General features: G+C 60.3%; 17 protein-coding genes. 7 read left to right on the plus strand and 10 right to left on the minus strand.

Translation table 11 applies throughout. The annotated features are described in order from the left end of the window. Positions 1-23 precede the first annotated feature (23 nt). From lpxK to OC605_RS02910, 4 genes are all read right to left on the minus strand, one after another. Positions 24-1034 carry a tetraacyldisaccharide 4'-kinase gene (gene lpxK, locus OC605_RS02895; protein WP_262136256.1) on the minus strand — a complete coding sequence of 337 codons (1011 nt, stop codon included), beginning with the start codon at positions 1032-1034 and terminating at the stop codon, positions 24-26. Next, the gene (locus OC605_RS02900; protein ID WP_016771006.1) at positions 1034-1462 is read right to left on the minus strand and encodes an ExbD/TolR family protein; all 429 of its coding nucleotides are present in this window, start codon (positions 1460-1462) and stop codon (positions 1034-1036) included. Before OC605_RS02900 ends, lpxK begins: the two co-directional genes overlap by 1 nt. Continuing rightward, positions 1459-2094, minus strand: coding sequence for a MotA/TolQ/ExbB proton channel family protein (locus OC605_RS02905; protein ID WP_016771007.1), 636 nt, complete (start codon positions 2092-2094; stop codon positions 1459-1461). Before OC605_RS02905 ends, OC605_RS02900 begins: the two co-directional genes overlap by 4 nt. A 101-nt stretch (positions 2095-2195) precedes the next feature. Then, positions 2196-4430, minus strand: a complete 2235-nt coding sequence (locus tag OC605_RS02910; protein WP_262136257.1) for a DNA internalization-related competence protein ComEC/Rec2 — start codon at positions 4428-4430, stop codon at positions 2196-2198. A 136-nt stretch (positions 4431-4566) separates the two neighbouring features. Between OC605_RS02910 and OC605_RS02915 the strand changes: the two genes are divergently transcribed. Then, positions 4567-5085, plus strand: coding sequence for a DUF2062 domain-containing protein (locus OC605_RS02915; protein WP_016770668.1), 519 nt, complete (start codon positions 4567-4569; stop codon positions 5083-5085). Positions 5086-5225: 140 nt separating this feature from the next. Here OC605_RS02915 and OC605_RS02920 read toward each other — a convergent pair whose 3' ends face one another. The 4 genes from OC605_RS02920 to OC605_RS02935 form a co-directional block, all read right to left on the minus strand. Further along, the gene (locus OC605_RS02920; RefSeq protein WP_039760202.1) at positions 5226-6005 is read right to left on the minus strand and encodes an ABC transporter permease; all 780 of its coding nucleotides are present in this window, start codon (positions 6003-6005) and stop codon (positions 5226-5228) included. Further along, positions 6002-6934 carry an ABC transporter ATP-binding protein gene (locus tag OC605_RS02925; protein ID WP_262136258.1) on the minus strand — a complete coding sequence of 311 codons (933 nt, stop codon included), beginning with the start codon at positions 6932-6934 and terminating at the stop codon, positions 6002-6004. Before OC605_RS02925 ends, OC605_RS02920 begins: the two co-directional genes overlap by 4 nt. A gap of 133 nt (positions 6935-7067) precedes the next feature. Beyond that, entirely contained in the window at positions 7068-7691 is a 624-nt protein-coding gene (locus tag OC605_RS02930) for a glutathione S-transferase family protein (protein ID WP_262136259.1), read from the minus strand. 43 nt (positions 7692-7734) lie between these two features. Next, positions 7735-8394, minus strand: coding sequence for a transglutaminase-like domain-containing protein (locus tag OC605_RS02935; protein WP_262136260.1), 660 nt, complete (start codon positions 8392-8394; stop codon positions 7735-7737). 247 nt (positions 8395-8641) lie between these two features. Here OC605_RS02935 and OC605_RS02940 point away from each other — a divergent pair, with 247 nt between their 5' ends. Both OC605_RS02940 and OC605_RS02945 read left to right on the plus strand, forming a co-directional pair. Further along, entirely contained in the window at positions 8642-11089 is a 2448-nt protein-coding gene (locus OC605_RS02940; RefSeq protein ID WP_262136261.1) for an acyl-CoA dehydrogenase, read from the plus strand. A gap of 73 nt (positions 11090-11162) precedes the next feature. Further along, complete coding sequence (locus OC605_RS02945) at positions 11163-11570, plus strand: PA2817 family protein (RefSeq protein ID WP_039760212.1); 408 nt, start codon at positions 11163-11165, stop codon at positions 11568-11570. Between the two features lie 629 nt (positions 11571-12199). Here the strand turns inward: OC605_RS02945 and OC605_RS02950 are convergent. Beyond that, positions 12200-13198, minus strand: coding sequence for a LysR family transcriptional regulator (locus OC605_RS02950; protein WP_186567743.1), 999 nt, complete (start codon positions 13196-13198; stop codon positions 12200-12202). 89 nt (positions 13199-13287) lie between these two features. On the opposite strand from OC605_RS02950, the gene OC605_RS02955 reads away from it, so the two are divergent. The 4 genes from OC605_RS02955 to OC605_RS02970 all read left to right on the plus strand — a co-directional run bounded on the left by OC605_RS02955 (position 13288) and on the right by OC605_RS02970 (position 17341). Continuing rightward, a complete protein-coding gene (locus tag OC605_RS02955; RefSeq protein ID WP_262136262.1) occupies positions 13288-13914 on the plus strand; it encodes an alanyl-tRNA editing protein in 627 nt (208 codons plus the stop codon). A 90-nt stretch (positions 13915-14004) separates the two neighbouring features. Next, positions 14005-14775, plus strand: a complete 771-nt coding sequence (locus OC605_RS02960) for a 2OG-Fe(II) oxygenase (RefSeq protein WP_262136263.1) — start codon at positions 14005-14007, stop codon at positions 14773-14775. Between the two features lies 1 nt (position 14776). Next, positions 14777-15415 carry a LysE family translocator gene (locus OC605_RS02965; protein WP_129997399.1) on the plus strand — a complete coding sequence of 213 codons (639 nt, stop codon included), beginning with the start codon at positions 14777-14779 and terminating at the stop codon, positions 15413-15415. A gap of 186 nt (positions 15416-15601) precedes the next feature. Then, positions 15602-17341 carry a dipeptidase gene (locus OC605_RS02970; protein WP_262136264.1) on the plus strand — a complete coding sequence of 580 codons (1740 nt, stop codon included), beginning with the start codon at positions 15602-15604 and terminating at the stop codon, positions 17339-17341. Between the two features lie 60 nt (positions 17342-17401). Here OC605_RS02970 and OC605_RS02975 read toward each other — a convergent pair whose 3' ends face one another. Beyond that, positions 17402-18763 carry an MATE family efflux transporter gene (locus OC605_RS02975; RefSeq protein WP_262136265.1) on the minus strand — a complete coding sequence of 454 codons (1362 nt, stop codon included), beginning with the start codon at positions 18761-18763 and terminating at the stop codon, positions 17402-17404. Positions 18764-18786: the final 23 nt, after the last annotated feature.

The raw sequence follows: 18786 nt of genomic DNA on the forward strand, positions 1-18786 counted from the left end.
GAACATTCCCAGAAATAAAAGAGTTAAGGCAGCAGACGATCCGGCAACAGGCGCATCAGCTGGGTGTCGAACCAGGCCACGAAGGCTGGCGACGGCACGGCATCGACCGCCAGATACCACCAGTCGGCAGCAGCAAAGGCACGGCACTTCACCGCGTCCTTTTCGGTCATCACCAACGGCAATGACGGGGTGAAATTCAACGCCTGCACGCTGTACTCGGCGTGGTCGGCAAATGCATGGGTGATCGGCCGCCAGTCTAGCGCTTCGAGGGTATTGAAGAAACGTTGCGGGTTGCCGATCCCGGCCACCGCATGCAGCGCTTGCCCGGGCGGGAAATGCTCGAGCGACTGACGCTCGCCGCTGCGCAGATTGACCAGGGCCGTGGGTTGCAGGCGGAAGGCGAAACCATCGTCGCGATCATCAAGGGCACCGTTGAACAGCACGCCATCAACGCTTTGCAGGCGCTCGACCGGCTCACGCAAAGGCCCGGCCGGCAGACAGCGCTGGTTGCCCAGGCCCCGTGCGGCATCGATCAGCACCAGCTCCAGATCCCGCGCCAGACGATAATGCTGCATGCCGTCGTCAGACAGAATCAGGTCCAGTGGCTCACTGGCAATCAAGGCTTTGACGGCGGCGCTGCGATCGGGATCAATCATCAGCGGCACGCCGGTGCGCTGGACGATCAGCAACGGCTCGTCACCGGCAATCTCGGCGCTGTGCTCGGCCTCAACCCGCCACGGCAGTTGCGGCGGTTTGGCGCCGTAACCGCGACTGACCACGCCGACGCGCAGTCCACGGCGTCGGCAATGTTCGATCAGCCAGAGAATCATCGGCGTCTTGCCGGTGCCACCGACGGTGATATTGCCGACCACGATCAACGGCACGGGCGATTGGTAGATTTCACCTTCGCCGTCGAGAAAGCGCTGACGCTTGTTGATCACCACGCGGCGATACAGCATTTCCAGCGGCCGCAGCAGCGTCAGGGCCGGATGCCCCTGATACCACGCGGCGAGCAGGCGATCAGACAGGCTCATCAGGATTTCGGCGCCGCCTCGACCGTGGTCATGCGCAGATGGCTGAAACCGAGCTTGCCGGCCGCGTCCATGGCGGTGATCACCGATTGATGCTGGGCCTTGCCATCGGCACTGATCGACAGCGGCATGTTGGTGTCGCCGTTGGATTCTTTCTGCATGGCTTCCATCAGCGTCGCCAGATCATTCTTCGGCAGAATCTTGTTGTTCACCGAGAACACGCCTTCGGCACTGATGGCGACGTCCAGCTGTTTGACCTGCTGATCTTCGGCTGGCGAACCACTGACCGCTTCCGGCAGATCCACGCGCAACTGGGTTTCCCGAGTGAAAGTGGTAGTGACCACGAAAAACAGCAGCAGAATGAACACCACGTCAATCAGCGACGCGAGGTTGATGTCTACGGTTTCCCGGGGCTTGCGACGGAATTTCACGCTTTGCCCTCGGCCAGATCGACATCACGGTCGCCCTGCACCACTTCCACCAGTTTGATCGCTTCCTGCTCCATACCGACCACCAGCTCGTCGATGCGGCGCTGCAAAAACCGGTGGAAGAACACCGCTGGAATCCCGACCATCAGGCCCGCTGCGGTCGTGATCAGCGCTTTGGAAATACCGCCGGCCAGTACCGAAGCATTGGTGGTCATGCCGGACCCGGTGAAGGCACTGAAAATGTCGATCATGCCCAGCACGGTGCCGAGCAGGCCGAGCAACGGCGCCATGGCGGCGATGGTGCCGAGTGCGTTGATGTAGCGTTCGAGTTCATGAATGACCCGCGCGGCGGCCTCTTCGATGCACTCTTTCATGATCTCGCGACCATGCTTGGAATTGGCCAGGCCTGCGGCGAGGATTTCCCCCAGCGGCGAGTTGGCGCGCAACTCCTTGAGTTTTTCCTTGTTGAGCTGCTTGTCCTTGATCCAGACCCAGACCTGACCCAGCAGATGCTCGGGGGTGACGCGACTGGCGCGCAGTGTCCACAGGCGCTCGGCAACGATCGCCATGGCCGCGATGGAACTCAGAATGATCGGCAACATCATCCAGCCGCCGGATTTGACCAATTCCCACACAGTGACAGTCCCCTCGAAAAAGTGCGCCACTTTACCATACCGATCCGCGATTAAGACCCGCCGCCCCGACGACCGTGAGGTGGCACCCATGCTGGCACCGATCAACGGCCCGGGACGGGCGGATCGCGCCAGAAACGCCGCTGTTGACGCATCGTCCACGGCGGTTTGAAGCTGCCCAGTTGCAGATGAATGGCACCGTGCCCGGCGCTGTCGTAGATGCGCAGGCCTTGCTTGCGGTAGCGCGCAAGCACGGTTGGATGCGGATGACCGAACGAGTTGCCGTGACCGCGGGAGATCAGCACTGATTCCGGCTGCAAGGCTTTCAACAGCGCCATCGATGATGAACTGCGGCTGCCGTGATGTGGCGATTGCAGCCACTGCGTCGGCACGGCCAGCGGGCTGTCGAGCAGAACGCGCTCGGCGTGAGTGTCGATATCGCCAGTGAGCAACAGGCGTTCGCCGTTGGCCTCGATCTGCAAGACACAGGAGCGCTGGTTGCTGTCATCTGCCGCCGACCATTGCCAGAGCTGGAACCGCACGCCGTCCCACTGCCATTGTTCGCCACTTGCGCAGGCTTCGGCGTTCAGCTCCGGCGGCAGGTTTGGCACATCGCCGCTGACCACGCGGTGCACCTTCAATCCCTGCATTACCGCCCGGGCGCCGCCAGCGTGATCGGCGTCGGCATGGCTGAGCAGCATCAAATCGAGCGCTTGCACATCGAGTTTACGTAACGCTGGCAGCACCACCCGCTCGCCGAGATCGAACTCGCCGAAACGCGGGCCGGCGTCATAGAGAAGCGCGTGATGGCGGGTGCTGATGAGGATGGCCAGGCCTTGCCCGACGTCGAGTTGCCAGACATCGGCCCGCCCTTCTTCTATTCGCTCTTGAGGCGGCAATGCCAGGAGCAACAGCAGCGGCCAGCCCAACGGACGCATCGGCACGCCACGGGGCAACAGCAATAAAATCGCGCCAAGGCTGCCCAGGACCAACGCCCACCATGGAATGGCGGCCGGTACCCACGCCGGCCATTGCCCGGCAATCAGCGCCAGCCCGATAAACAGCCAGTCGATCAAACCACCGGCCAGCCACAACAGTCCCTCGCCAACATAAGGCACGGGCAGCAATAGCGTGCCGAGCAATGCCGGCGGCAACACCACGAGGCTGACCCACGGAACGGCCAGCAGATTGGCTACAGGCCCGCTGACGCTGATGGGCAAGCTCAGCGCCAGCAACACCGGACACAAGCCGATTGCGATCAGCCACTGCGCGCGGGTCCAGGTCTGCCACCAGCGCCAGGCCCCCAGCCGCCCGCCGAAAGTGAAGATCAACACTGCCACCGCCGCGAAGGACAGCCAGAAGCCGGGACGCAAACTGGCCAGTGGATCAAACAGCAGCACGCCATTGAACGCCAGCGATAACGGCCACCACGCACCAAGATGGCGAAAACGCAGGCGCCACAGCAGCACCAGCGCCACCATCACGCAGGCGCGCTGCACTGGCACATCGAAACCGGCGAGCAGGCCGTAACCCAGCGCCGCCGTGAAGGCCAGGCCGCACGCCCACGGCAGCCATGGCCAGCGCAACGGCCAGATTCCGAAACGCGCCAGCCCGGCGACCAGCAGATACATCACTGCGGCGAGCAAGCCGATGTGCTGGCCGGAGATCACCAGCAAATGCACGGTGCCGGTGTCTTGCAGCACCTGCCAATCCTCGCGACTGAGGCCTGAACCGTCACCAAGCACCAGCGCCGCCAGCGCGCCCTCTCGTCCTTGCGCATCGGCCGCCAGCAGGCGCTGGCGGACGCCGTCGCGCCATGCATACCGGGCCTCAGCCAGGCGCTGGCCATCCTTGATCGTGCCGGTCGCCCCGATCCGTTGCGCCAGCAGCCAGGCCTCGTAATCGAAGGCGTCCGGGTTGAGCAAGCCACTCGGGCGCTTCAATTTCACCGCCAGACGCCAACGCTCACCACTATTCACCGCCGGCCCGGCGTACCAGGCCAGGCGCAGCAGCGACGGCAGCTTTTCGTGGCGTGAACGCGCATCAGCCAGCTCGAAACGCACCACGCCATCGTTGTGTTGCGGCAAGCCGACCACTCGTCCTTCAAGCCAACGGGTCTCGCCGTCCAGGCCCGGTGGCAAGCGGTCAGTCAGCGCCCACTGCGCACTGAAACAAGCCCACGTGAAACCAAACAGCAAAAAAGCCAATGGATAGCTGCGAAACGGCAGCAGCATCAGCGCCACCACTGGCAGCACTGCCAGCAAGCCGACCGGCGGCAAGGCCGGCAATAAAACCGGGGCCAGCAGACCGACTGCCAGCGCCATCATCCCTGTGCGCATATGCCCGTCCTTGAGAGTCCCCTCCTTAGGCATAGCGGGTGTGCGGCACCACCGTCGTCAACAATTGTCACAAAGTCTGAATGGGCGGTTCGTAGAATCCAGACATACTTGCCGCCTTAACCGACCGAGAAGCCTTATGCCCCGGCGCTTATTCAAACGTTACATGCCCGACCCGACGAGCATCAGGGAACACAAGTCCTTACGCTTTCTCGGCACGTTGCTGCATGACCCGAACCTCTGGCATCTCAACCGCCATTCGGTCGCCCGGGCGATGGCGGTCGGCCTGTTTGCGGCATTCCTGCCGATACCCGCGCAGATGCTGGTGGCGGCGGCATTGGCGGTGATGGTGCGCGGCAATATGCCGATCGCGGTGAGCCTGGTCTGGCTGACCAATCCGATCACCATGCCGGCGGTGTTTTTCTGCACCTACCAGGCCGGAGCGTTCCTGATGGATGTGCCGGCGCGGCATCTGCCGGACGAGCTGACCTGGGAATGGATCAGCGGTGAGCTGTCGACATTGTGGCAGCCGTTTTTGCTGGGTTCGGTGGTCGTCGGTCTGGTGCTGGGCGTTCTCGCCTACTTTCTGGTGATGCTGTACTGGCGCTGGTGGGTGGCGCGGCAATGGCGGCGGCGCAAGAAAAGTCGGCAGAAATGAATGCAAAAACGGCCTCCGCGATGGGAGGCCGTTTTTTGTTGTGTCCGGGCTGGCCCCTTCGCGAGCAGGCTCGCTCCCACAGAGAACATCATTCCAGTGTGGGAGCGAGCCTGCTCGCGAAGAAAGCGACGCGGTCGGGATCAGGTACGCATCCCGCGCCCACTCACCAGCAACCGCGCACAGCCGAGATACAGCACCACGGTCGCCACCAGCATGAAGGTAATGGCGATGCCGATGCGGATATCCGAAACACCCAAGATGCCGTAGCGGAAGGCGTTGACCATGTGCAGCACCGGGTTGGCCAGCGACACGGTCTGCCAGAACGGTGGCAGCAAAGTGATCGAGTAGAACACGCCGCCCAGGTAAGTCAGCGGGGTCAGCACAAAGGTCGGAATGATCGAAATATCATCGAAGTTGCGCGCAAACACCGCGTTGATGAAGCCCAGCAGCGAGAAGATTGTCGCGGTCAGTACCACCACCAGAATGGTCACGCCGAGGTGATGCACCTGCAAATCCGTGAAGAACAGCGACAGAATCGTCACGATCAGACCCACTGCCAGACCGCGCAATACACCACCAATGGTGAAGCCGATCAGGATCGTGTGCGGTGACACCGGCGAGACCATCAACTCTTCGATCGAGCGCTGGAACTTGCTGCCGAAGAAGCTCGAGACCACGTTGCCGTAGGAGTTGGTGATCACCGACATCATGATCAGCCCCGGCACGATGTACTCCATGTAGGTGAAGCCACCCATGTCGCCGATCTGCCGGCCGATCAGGTTGCCGAAGATCACGAAGTACAGAACCATGGTGATCGCCGGCGGCAGCAGGGTCTGCGGCCAGATCCGCATGAAGCGTTTGACCTCGCGGTAGACGATGGTTTGCAGGGCAACGAGGTTGGGACCGAACTCGGAACTCATACCGCCACCTTCGACAGATTTTTCTCCACCAGGGACACGAACAACTCCTCGAGGCGATTGGTTTTGTTACGCAGGCTCAGCACTTCAATGTTCTGCTGCGCCAACTGGGTGAACAACGCCGTGATGCCCATGGATTTGTCGACCTGCACTTCCAGGGTGTGGCCGTCGAGCAATCGGGCCGGGTAGCCGAGCAATTGCGGCGCCGCGCTCAAGTCGTTCTTCAGGTCGAGCAAAAAGGTTTCCACATGCAACTGACCCAGCAACTTTTTCATGCTGGTGTTTTCGACGATGGTGCCGTGGTCGATGATGCCGATGTTGCGGCACAGCTGCTCGGCCTCTTCCAGATAATGCGTGGTCAGGATGATGGTGATGCCTTTCTGGTTCAGCTCGGTGAGGAAGGTCCACATCGAACGGCGCAGTTCGATATCGACGCCCGCAGTCGGCTCATCGAGAATCAGCAGGCGCGGTTCATGCACCAGCGCACGGGCGATCATCAAACGCCGTTTCATGCCGCCGGACAGCGAACGCGACGGCACATCACGCTTGTCCCACAGGCCGAGCTGGGTCAGGTACTGCTCGGCGCGTTCCTTGGCGACTTTCGCCGGAATGCCGTAGTAGCCGGCCTGGGTCACGACGATGTCGAAGGTCTTTTCGAACTGGTTGAAGTTGAATTCCTGCGGCACCACGCCGATCGAGCGCTTGAGCGCCGCCGGGTTCTTGTCCAGGTCATTGCCGAAAATATTCACGGTGCCGCTGGTCTTGTTGACCAGGGTCGAGAGGATGCCGATGGTGGTGGATTTGCCGGCGCCGTTGGGGCCGAGCAAGGCGAAAAAGTCACCTTCGGCGACGTCCAGATCGATACCACTCAAGGCCTGGAACCCGTTGCCGTAGGTTTTGGTTAGCTGCCGGATGGACAGAGCGGAACTCATATCGGATTTACGCACCAAGAAGGAAGGAAAGAAGTAAATAAGGGCGGGCGGCGAGGGAAACAACCGCGGCGCAAGTTCGCAATGGTGCTTGCCGCCGCCGCACAAGTACAGTCAAGTGTGTCGATAGTAATTATCAAGTCAACGCGGTCATGACCGCTTTCTGGTAGGCCGGACGCTGTTTCAAGCGTTCATACCACGCTTGCAGATGCGGTTGCGGGGCGCGCTCGATGGGCATTTCGAACCAGGCATAAATGAAGCTGCCCAGCGGGATGTCGCCCATGCCGATGTCATTGCCGGAGAGATAAGGCTGGCTGATCAAGGCATGGTCTGCCATGTTCAGCAATTCATCGCATTCCTTGATCGCGGCGTTGATCGCCTTCCAGTCCTGCTTCTCCGCAGGCGTACGCAGCACACCCCAGAACACCGTGCGAAACGGCCCGGCGAAACTCGACGTGGTCCAGTCCATCCATTTGTCCGCCGTGGCGCGGGCTTGCGCATCTGCCGGATACCAAGCGCTGTCCGGTGCATATTTGGCCAGCAGATAGCGGACGATCGCGTTGGATTCCCACAGCACGAAACCGTCATCCTCGATCACTGGCACCCGGCCATTCGGGTTCATCGCGCGGTACTCGGGCGTGTCGACCACACCGAACGCGCCGCCGGCATCGATGGCGTCATAAGCCAGGCCCAGCTCCTCGGCAGCCCACAAGGGCTTTCTGACGTTCGATGAATTTTTCCGTCCCCAGATCTTCAGCATGACCGCCTCTTTGCATATGAGTGGACGGCCAGCATACGCCGGATCAGGTGCGACTCAAATCGGCCTGCATATCGCCCAGCAGCACCGGCAGTTGCTCACTGAACAGATGCGGATAGCACTTTTGCAGGTGCTCGAAGAAGAAGGTTTCCGGCACGTCGGTGAACTGGCCGTGATCGAGCAGATACTCCATCAACTGCGCGCCGTCACGGTTGAACGGGTGGAAAACGCTGTCATTGATGCCGTCGAATTCCAGCGCTGCGACGTTGAACAACTCGCACAGTTGCTGGTTGAACGCTGGCGTCGCCTTGACCCAGCGGCCGTCGAGAAACAGCTCGGTGTAGCCATGCATGGCAAACACATCGCTTTTCAGCAACTCGAGCAGACGCGGCGTCGACAAATGATTGCGCACATCGGCCAGACCGATTCGCGCCGGAATCCCGCAATGCCGGGCACAACCGGCGAGCAGCGTGGCTTTCGGCACGCAGTAACTCTCCCCTGCTGCCAGTGCGTAACTGCCGCGCAGGGTTTGCGGATCACGGCTGAAGGTGTACGGGTTGTAGCGCACCGCCTCGCGCACGGCGTAATACAGACTGATCGCCTGCTCACGCGGCTCATTACTGGCGCCGCGATGCCGCTCGGCGAACTCCACCACCTCCGGGTGGTCACTATCGATGAAGCGGCCGGGGCTCAGATACTCGTGCATGACGGCAATCTCCTGGATGAGTCACGAGTCTAGCGACAGCCTGAGCACAGAGATAACGACGTTTCGGCCAAACCTGAAAGCAAAGCTGCGCAGCAACGAACGATTTCCCACACGTGGTGCCCACCGAACCTACGAAAACCATCCGGGGTTTCCCACGATTTCAATCACCATGCTCTGACCACCCTTGTTTGCAGATGCCGTCTAAGCTCTGGAGGGTCGATTTGCCTTGGTTCACGGAGGACTGAATATGCTGTTGTTGTGGATACTGGTTTTGATCGTCGGCGTGGCGTATCTCGCCCATCGACGCATCGCCCCGCTGCCCGCGTTGGGCATCGTTGCGGCCTATCTGGTCGCCATGGGGATTTTCAGTCACGCGCCGGGCTGGCTGCTGTTTGTCTTCTGGGTCCTGTTGGCGGTGGTCGCCGCGCCATTGTTGCTGCCTGACCTGCGTCGCAAGCACTTCACCGCGCCGCTGTTCAACTGGTTCCAGAGAACCCTGCCACCGATGTCGCAGACCGAACGCGACGCGATCGATGCAGGCACCGTGTGGTGGGACGGCGAGCTGTTCAGCGGCCGGCCCGACTGGGACAAACTGCTGTCCTATCCAAAAGTGCAACTGAGCGAAGAAGAACAATCCTTCATCGACGGCCCGACCGAAGAACTCTGCGCGATGGTCAGCGACTGGCAGATCGGCCAGTCCATGGACCTGCCGCCCGAGGCCTGGACGCACATCAAGGAACACGGCTTTTTCGCCCTGATCATTCCCAAGGAATACGGCGGCAAAGGCTTCTCCGCCTACGCTCACTCCCAAGTGGCAATGAAACTGGCGACGCGCAGCGGCGACCTCGCCTCTACCGTGATGGTCCCGAACTCCCTCGGCCCGGCCGAATTGCTGCTGCATTACGGCACCGATGAACAACGTAATCACTACCTGCCGCGCCTGGCCCGTGGCGACGATATCCCGTGCTTCGCCCTTACTGGTCCGCTGGCCGGTTCCGACGCCGGCGCGATGCCCGACACCGGGATCATCTGCAAAGGCCAGTGGGAAGGACAGGAAGTCATCGGCCTGCGCCTGAACTGGGAAAAGCGCTACATCACCCTCGGCCCGGTAGCGACCCTGCTTGGCCTGGCATTCAAGGCTTATGACCCGGATCACCTGCTCGGTGAAGAGGAAGACCTCGGCATCAGCCTGGCGCTGATCCCGACCGATACCGCAGGTGTGGAAATCGGTCGTCGTCACCTGCCGCTGGGCGCCGCGTTCATGAACGGCCCGAACTCCGGCAAGGACGTGTTCATTCCTCTGGACTACCTCATCGGTGGCCAGGAAATGCTCGGCAAAGGCTGGATGATGCTGATGAACTGCCTGTCCGTCGGGCGTTCGATCTCGCTGCCAGCCGTGGGCACCGGCGCGGCCAAGTTCACCAGTCTGGTCACTGGTCAGTACGCGCAGATTCGTGAGCAATTCAATGTGCCGCTGTCCGCGTTCGAAGGCATCCAGGAAGCCATGGCGCGCATCGGCGGTAACGCGTGGATGATGGACGCCGCCCGCATGCTCACCGCCAACGCGGTGGACCTGGGTGAAAAACCATCGGTGCTGTCGGCGATCCTCAAATATCACCTCACCGAACGCGGCCGCGAATGCATCAGCCACGCCATGGATGTGCACGGCGGCAAAGCAATCATCATGGGGCCGAACAACTACCTCGGCCGCAGCTGGAACGGCGCGCCGATCTTCATCACCGTCGAAGGCGCGAACATCCTGTCGCGCAACCTGATGATCTTCGGTCAGGGCGCGATCCGCTGCCATCCATTCGTGCTCAAGGAAATGGCCCTGGCCGGTCGCGAGGACAAGGATCAGGCGCTCAGGGAATTCGACGGCCTGTTGCTCAAGCACATCGGTTTTGCCGTCAGCAATGCCGCCAGCACACTGGTGCTGAACCTCGGCCTTGGTCACTTCGAACATGCGCCGGGCGACAGGATCAGTCAGGGCTACTTCCGCGCGCTCAACCGTCAGGCCGCCGCATTTGCCATGCTCGCCGACTTCAGCATGATGCTCCTGGGCGGCGAACTGAAACGCCGCGAACGTTTGTCGGCGCGCCTCGGCGACGTACTGAGCAACCTGTATCTGGCCTCCGCAGCGCTCAAGCGCTATCACGACCTGGATTCGCCGGCGTACATGGAGCCGCTGTTCCGCTGGGCCATGGAAGAAAGCCTCGGCCAGTCGGAGCGCGCGCTGGATGAACTGCTGAGCAACTTCCCGAACAAAGTCTTCGGCTGCCTGCTGCGGGTCATCGTCTTCCCGTTCGGGCGCCGTCACAAAGGCCCATCGGACAAACTCGGCGCCGAAGTCGCTGCGGTCATCGGTCGCGCCAAAGGCGATCCAGCCCTGGAAGAACTGCTCGCCGGCTGCTACCGCCCGCAATCGGCGGACGATGCCGTGGGCGCGCTGCAACACGCCAGCGACCTGCTTAACGCCGCGCAACCGCTGCACAAAAAACTCCACACCGCGTTGAAAAGCGGGCAGGTCAAACCGGCAGCCGGCGAACACGCCATCGATGCCGCGCTGGAAGCCGGCGTGCTGCAAGCCGTCGAAGCGCAAAGCCTGCGCGACGCCGAAGCGGCCCGCCGCAAGGTGATCGACGTCGATGATTTCGCCAAAGAGGAACTGACCCAGGCAGCGGGCAAAGTCCGCTGATCCCGGTTTATGTGAAAAAACGGCGCGAGGGCTTTATACTCCCGCGCCCGTTTTGCTCTTGAGGACTTATCTCGTGTCCAACGTCGTTGCCGATCATCTCGTGTTGCTCGACCACCTGCGCAGTATCCTGGTCGCCGTAGGTGAGGCCGAACAAGTGCCCGAAGAAAGCCATGCCCTGTTCCTCGAGCGCTTCGACGAACTGCTGGCCTCCCTGCCGATCGACCCTATCGAAAGCCAATACCTGGGCCAGGACATCCTCACCCAAGTCATCAGCCGCTACCCGCAAATCGCCCACCTGATCCCGCGCGACCTGCTGTGGTTCTTCGCCGGCGACTGCCTGCACTACCTCTCCGACGAAGAAATCGACCTCTACCAGGCCCTCGAAGAACGCCGCTACGAAGCCGAACAGAACGACGAACCGTTCGACTGGAACCAGGAAAAACAACTGCTGGCCATGTCTGCGCAGGACAGCAAGCACTGATATTCAAACGGAAATGAAAAGGCCCGCATGGAAATTCCATGCGGGCCTTTTTTTCAAGATCAAAAACACCCTCACCCTAGCCCTCTCCCGGAGGGAGAGGGGACTGACCGCGCTGTTTGGACGAGGTAAGTCGACCTGAATTACCGAGTCGAATGAGATTTCGAAAAGCCAAAAAATCGGCTCCCTCTCCCTGGGGAGAGGGCTGGGGTGAGGGAAAAATCCACTACAAAACCAAAGCCAGACACCTCCCGCTCCTAACCACTCAAAACAATGAGCGCAAGCTCGAGTACCGCTCTTGATCTTGATTCACAGGCGACGTCGGAAGGCTGAGTGGAGGGATTGATCCGGGCGTGGGAGCGCAGCGACCGTACGACGCAGTCGTACACAGCGGAAGGAGGTGCAGCGAAGCAAACCGTAGCCGCTGCGCCCGGATCGATCCCGCAGCGAGGGAACCCGAGCCTGCGAGGGCCGAACGCAGGAGCAAGCGTTTTGGTTACTTTTTGGCGTCTGAAAAAGTGACTCGCCGTAAGGGCGAAACCGCCAGAAGCAACACCCGCAGAAACGGATATTCACCCAAAACCTCAAGAACCTGGTCGGCCCCAAGGCCGCCAAGTCCCACCAAAAAAACCTCAAAGCAACCCCTCACTCTCCGGCAGCTCATACGCCACAGCCAAATTGCCCCCGCCCACCGACTTCCCGGGCCTACCCAACGTCGGCTCCTTCTGCAAACACTCCACCAGATAATCAATAAACACCCGCAACTTCGGCGGCAGATAACGCGTCGGCGAATGCAGCAACCACAACCCACCATGATAGGAAGCAAGAAACGTCCAGTCCGGCAACACCTGCACAATCAACTTCTGCTCCAACGCGTAACGCGCCGTGAAATACGGCAGACTGCCAATGCCGATGTGCTGCAACACCGCCCCCAAGCGCACGCCCGTGTGATTGGCGGCATAACGCCCACGCACCCCGACCGTCACCGCCTTAGTGCCCTTCTTGAACTTCCAGCGTGCATCGCTCGGCGTTTCGCCCAGATAAATACAACTGTGATTGAGCAAATCGTGAGGATGCGTCGGCGTGCCATGTTCCGCCAGGTATTGCGGCGTGGCGCAAAGCAAATGATCGATGGTCAGCAACTGCCGCCCGACCAGACCCGCTGGTGGACGATCAGTAATGCGAATCGCCAGATCGACATGATCATCGATCAGATCGACCTGACGATCCTCCAGCAGCAACTCCACATCAACCTTGGGATAGCGGCGCAGAAACTCCGGCATGTGCGGATGAATCACAAAGCGCCCCACCGCTTTCGGCACACTGACCCGCACCAGACCTTCGGCTTCGTGGGTGAACTGGCCGCTGATTTCCATCACCGACCTGGCCGCGCTGACCATTTCCTGGCAGCGCTTGAACACCTCTTCACCGCCATCGCTCAAGCGCAGTTTGCGTGTGGTGCGTTGCAGCAAGCGCGTGGCCAACGCCTTTTCCAAGCGGGAAATACTGCGGCTGACCGCCGAGGGTGAGGAACCCATCTGCCGCGCCGCTTCGGAGAAGCTGCCGGTCTCGACAACCTTGACGAAAATCGCCATTTCACCCAACAGCGGCAGCGGAAGATTGATGCTCACGACGCACAAGTCCTTTGATGTTCGAACGGATTATCACGTTATTGCACGATTCATATAATAAAAACAGAACTTCGATCAGGGCATGGAATATGACGCTTCGCCTGTTTTTTCACAGTGACGACCTCAAGGCGAATGTCGAAGTCCTCGACTGCACACCCCACGAGAACGAATTCGCCGTAGTGCTGCGCGCCACCCTGTTTCACCCCCAGGGCGGCGGTCAGCCTTGCGACACCGGCTGGATCGGTGAAAGCCGGGTGTCGCGCGTGGTGCAGGAAGCGGAGCGCATTGTGCATTTCGTCGATCGCCCGCTGCCGCTGGGCATGACCGTCATCCGCATCGATGAAGAACGCCGCCGCTTCAACACACGCATGCACTCGGCCGGGCACCTGATCGGTCATTTCATTCAGGCCATGGGCTGGATGCCGATCAAGGCGCACCACTGGCCGGACGAAGGCCGGGTGCAATTCAAGCCGGGCGATGGCGCAGAAGAAGTCGATGCGCCAACCGTACAAACCGGTATCGAGCAGTGGATCGAACATGATCTGCCGCGCCTGACCTCGCTGCGCGAGGGCGCGCGGGAAATCAGTTTTGGTGACCTGCCAGCTTATGGCTGCGGTGGCACCCACGTACGCAGCCTGAAGGATCTGGGCACAGTCACGATCGCGTCGCTTTCGCAGAAGAAAGGCACGCTGTCCGTCCACTACAGCGTGGATTGAGCATTTCGGACGCTGCCATCGCGCAGCGTCCGACGCCGGGGAACCGCATTCGCCGGTTCCGTTGACTATCGATAGATGGACCTAAAACAAATGATGCTAGACGCCGAGCGTCTCGATGAGACGTGCATAAAAAAACTGGCCAACGAAGAAGTCCTCGCCATCCGCGTCAAACGCTTTCTACCCGAGCCGCTGGCGATCGAAATCGGTGACAAGATTCTCGCTCCGGGCTTTGAAGGCTACATCAACGCACCGAGCATCGGCCGCATCGGCATGGCCTTCTACGAGGCGGAAAACCAGCCGCTGCTGATCGAGGATTACTTCGAACGCGCCACCCGCAACATCGACGAACTGCGCCAGCGCTGCGCGCCGTACTCCTCGCCAATCGACACCCTGCGCTGCATGCTCGACGAGTCCTGGCCCGCCGGCGCGCATCTGGAAAATCTTTACGGGCGCAAGATGTATGTCGGCTTGTCGCGCGTGGTCAAACCCGGCGTGTGCTTTCTTGCCCATCACGACATCTTCGCCAAAGACGCCCCGGACAGTTTTCAGGCGCGCAGTCTCGAGGCGCAATTTGCCTGCAACGTCTACCTGAACATGCCAACCGAGGGTGGCGCCTTGCAGATGTGGAATGACCACATCACCCCGGATCAATTCGACGAAATGCGCGGCGACAGTTATGGCATCGAGCCGTCACTGCTGGGGCCGCCCGCCCTCGAAGTACGACCGCAGCCCGGCGATTTCATCATGTTCAATTCGCGGCGCATGCACTCGGTAACCCCGGGCGTGGCCGACCCGCGTTTGAGCCTGTCGTTCTTTGTCGGCTATCGCGGCAATGCCTCCCCTCTGACTTTCTGGAGCTGACATGCTTTCCAACTACCTGGGCGAATTTCTCGCATTGGCCACCATCCACTTTCTCGCCGTGGTTGCACCCGGTCCGGACTTCGCCGTGACCATCCGCCAGAGCGTGCGCTTCGGCCGGCTCGTCGGCATCTGCACTGCGCTGGGCATCGGCGCGGGAATCTCCGTGCACGTGCTGTATACCCTGCTCGGCGTCGGCGCCCTGATGCACACCACGCCGTGGCTGCTGACTGTGGCCAAAGTGGTCGGTGGGGCTTACATCCTCTATCTGGGCGTCAGCCTGATCCGCAGCAAACCGAAGAGCAGCGTCGAAGGCGAAAAAACCGCCGATGAGCCGCTGGTTGAACAATCACTGTTCAAGGCATTCAGCACCGGTTTTCTGACCAACGCGACCAACCCCAAGGCCACGCTGTTTTTCCTGGCCATCTTCACCACGATCATCAGCGCCAGCACACCGCTGCAGATTCAGGCGCTCTATGGATTGTGGATGTGCTTCGTCAACGCGCTGTGGTTTGTGATCGTCGCGCTGTTCTTCTCCAGCAACAAAGTGCGCCTGCTGTTCATGCGCCTCGGACATTGGTTCGAGCGCAGCATGGGCGTCATTCTGATTCTGTTCGCCGGACGCCTGATGCTGTCGATGTAACTCGCACAAAAAAGTCCCGGTATCAGTTACCGGGACTTTTTCATTTGTGCGCCTCTTTTGCATTTCTGTGCGACAGATCAAGTTTGTGACTCCCTCTTCACCTGCTCATGGTGGTAGGTTGCAAAATGTTTCTGCCGCAAGCGTCAGACATATTTTCCCAATCTCTAGCAAAGGAATGCCTGTTACATGGTCTTTTCCCTGAAAAAACTGGCCGCTGCCACGCTCGTCATGGCCAGCCTCACAGCGTTCACCAGCGCCGCACAAGCCAACATCACTGCCGAGCAAAGCGCGGCAATCCTGAAATCCTTCGACGGCAAGAGCTTGACGGATTTCCGCAGCTTCCTTGGCAGCCTGGCGCAAAGCAATCTGGCCAAGACGGATAAGCTCAACCCGTCCATCAGCGCCTTCCTCGACAACAAGACTCTGAACGCCGAACAGCAGAATGAAATTCACCGTCTGCTGGGCATTTATACCCGCATGAAATATGGCAAGGCCGCGCTGGAAACCCTGCGCCAACTCGTCGAGATCCCGACCTTCCGCAAGGACGGCGTGGAGCAACACGACAACCCGGAATTCATCAAGATTGCCGGCGAGATCCAGAAACTCGCCGAATCCTTCGGTTTGAAATTCCGCAATGTCGATAACCGTGTCTACGAAATTTCTCTGGACGGCAAAGGCGACGAAGTCGTCGGCATTCATGCCCACGCCGATGTGGTGCCGGTGACGCCGGAAAACTGGGTGCTGAAGGACGGCACCAAACTCGACCCGTTCAAAGTCACGCTGATTGGCGATCGCATGTACGGTCGCGGCACCGAGGATGACAAGAACGCTATCGTCGTGGCGCTGTACGCCATGAAAGTGATCAAGGACGAGAAACTGCCACTGGCGCGTAACTTCAAGTTGCTGGTCGACACCACTGAAGAAACCAGCGGCGATGCCATTCCTTATTACTTCGAACGCAACCCGACGCCGAACTACAACATGGCGCTGGACGGCGGTTATCCGGTGGTGATCGCCGAAAAAGGTTACGGCACCGTCATGGCCAACTTTGCCAAACGCAAAGGTGAAGGCAACGGTGCGGAAATCATTTCGATGACCGGCGGCAAAGCGACCAACCAGATTCCGTCCGCTTCGGTGGTCACACTGGTAACCGACAAGCCAGCCGAGCTCGCCGCCAGTCTGCAAAAAGCCGGCGACGCTTATGCCAAGGCCAACGGCGGCGATTTCGAAGTCGCGGCAAAGGTTGATGGCAAAGACGTCAAACTGACCGTGACGGGGGTTTCTGCGCACTCCTCCGAACCAGAGTCCGGCGTCAACCCGGTCGCGCGGATGCTGAGCTTCATCAACAGCCTGGACGGCAAAGTCGCGCTCAAGCACAACCAGTTCACCGATGCCGCGCGTTATGCCGATGACAACTGGGGCCTGGACTACCTGGGCAAAAAACTCGGCGTGGGCTTCTCCGACTCGTTCATGGGGCCACTGACCACCTCGCTGACCTACGTCGGTGAGGATGACAAAACCTTCAAACTGGCGGTGAATCTGCGCGTACCGAAGGGCAAGTCTCCGGAAAAGCTCAAGGCTGAGATCGCCGAAAAGCTGGACGCCTGGAGCAAGAAGACTCACGTGGCCGTGGCGTTCGACTACTCAGTGGCCGAACCGATGTATCGCAACCCCGAGGGTGAGTGGGTCAAGGCGCTGCTTGCCGTAGCCAGCGAAAACCTCGGCATGAAGTCGGAATTCGGTACTTCCGCTGGTGCGACGTCGGTTCACGAATTGCCGAACGGCGTGCAATTCGGCCTGGCGCGACCTGAGGCCAAATACACCGGCCACACCGATGGCGAATTCAAGACCGTCGATCAGTTCCTGCTGGATCTGCAGATCGTCACGGAAATGATGGGGCGTGTCGGGCAGTTGCCGAAGCTTTGAATATCGGTTCAACCCGGTGGTAAAGAAAGGCCCGAGGGTATGCACCCTCGGGCCTTTCTTTCATTGCGTGACCGTGGTCGCTTCCCGGCTGCGGTGGACGAAGCGCCATCCCATCAACACCGTCGCCAGCGTCAACGCAGTGATGAGCCCTGCCCATATCCCTTGCGGCCCCCAGTCCATACCAAACGCCATCAGGCATCCCAGCGGCAGACCTACTCCCCAATAGCAGAAGATCGCCAGCCACATGGGGATTCGCGTGTCCTGCAAACCTCGCAACGCTCCCGCCGCGAGCATCTGCAAGCCATCTGGAAACTGCAAAGCCGCAGCGTAGAGGAGCAGCGTCGAAGCCAGCGCGGTGACTGCGAGATCCGAGCTGTACCAGCCGGCAATCATCTGGTTTCCCAAAAGCATGGCCAACACCGAAAAACTCTGGGTGACAAGAACGATGGCACAGCCTGCGTAAGCCGCCCGCCGCAACGCCCTGAAGTCGCCTCGGCCCAGCGCGTGACCGACCCGCACGGTTGTCGCCTCGGCGACGGCGACCGGGATCATGAAACACAGCTGCGCGAGATTGACTGCGATCTGATGCGCCGCTAGATACGTCGAACCGAGTCGGCCGATGAGTAAAGAGGTAACGATGAAAAGACTGCCCTGGGTCAGAATCGCAATACCAATAGGCACCCCGACACGCAACAATTCCAGAATGCCGGCGCGACACGGCAGATCAAAGCGGGAAAACAATTGCAAATGCGCCAACCGCCTGGAGTGCCAAAGGTACCCGGCAAACAGCAGGGCCTGCAGCCACATCATCGATGCCGAGGCGATGCCAAGGCCTTGAGCGCCCAACTCCGGAAAACCCAGCTTGCCATTGGTCAGTACGTAACCCAGTGGCGCCAGCAACAGCAAACCACCAAAGCTCAAAACCATGGTCGGGCGCATCCAGTGCATTCCTTCGCACAGATAGCGCATGCAGAAAAACAAGGTCAGCGCCGGACTACCCCAACGCACCGCGTGCAGAAAGTCCTGCGCGCCGGGAATCATCTGCGGCGCAATCCCCGCCGGTGCCAATAGTGCGGGAGCGACACTGAGGAATCCGAACATCAAAAGCCCCATGAACAGCGCCAACCACAGTGCCTGACGAAAAACCGGGCCGATTTCGCTTATCCGTTCCGCCCCGTGCAAACGTGCGACCGAAGCGGTCAGCGCAATCAGCGTACCGATCGGCACCAGCATCGGCAGCCACAACAACGCAGTGCCCAAAGTCACTGCCGCCAGGGTATCGGTGCCATGGTTGCCGGCGATCAGGTTGTCAACGAAGGCGATAAGCCCGGCACTGACATGCCCGATGACCAACGGCAACGCCAGCCAGACGGTGGCCCGTATTTCTCGCAACGCGCCAACAGTGGCAGTTTTTTGAAACATTGAATGAGATCCTCAGATTCGAC

This window comes from Pseudomonas sp. Marseille-Q5117 (assembly GCF_946901175.1).
Classification (GTDB): domain Bacteria; phylum Pseudomonadota; class Gammaproteobacteria; order Pseudomonadales; family Pseudomonadaceae; genus Aquipseudomonas; species Aquipseudomonas iranensis.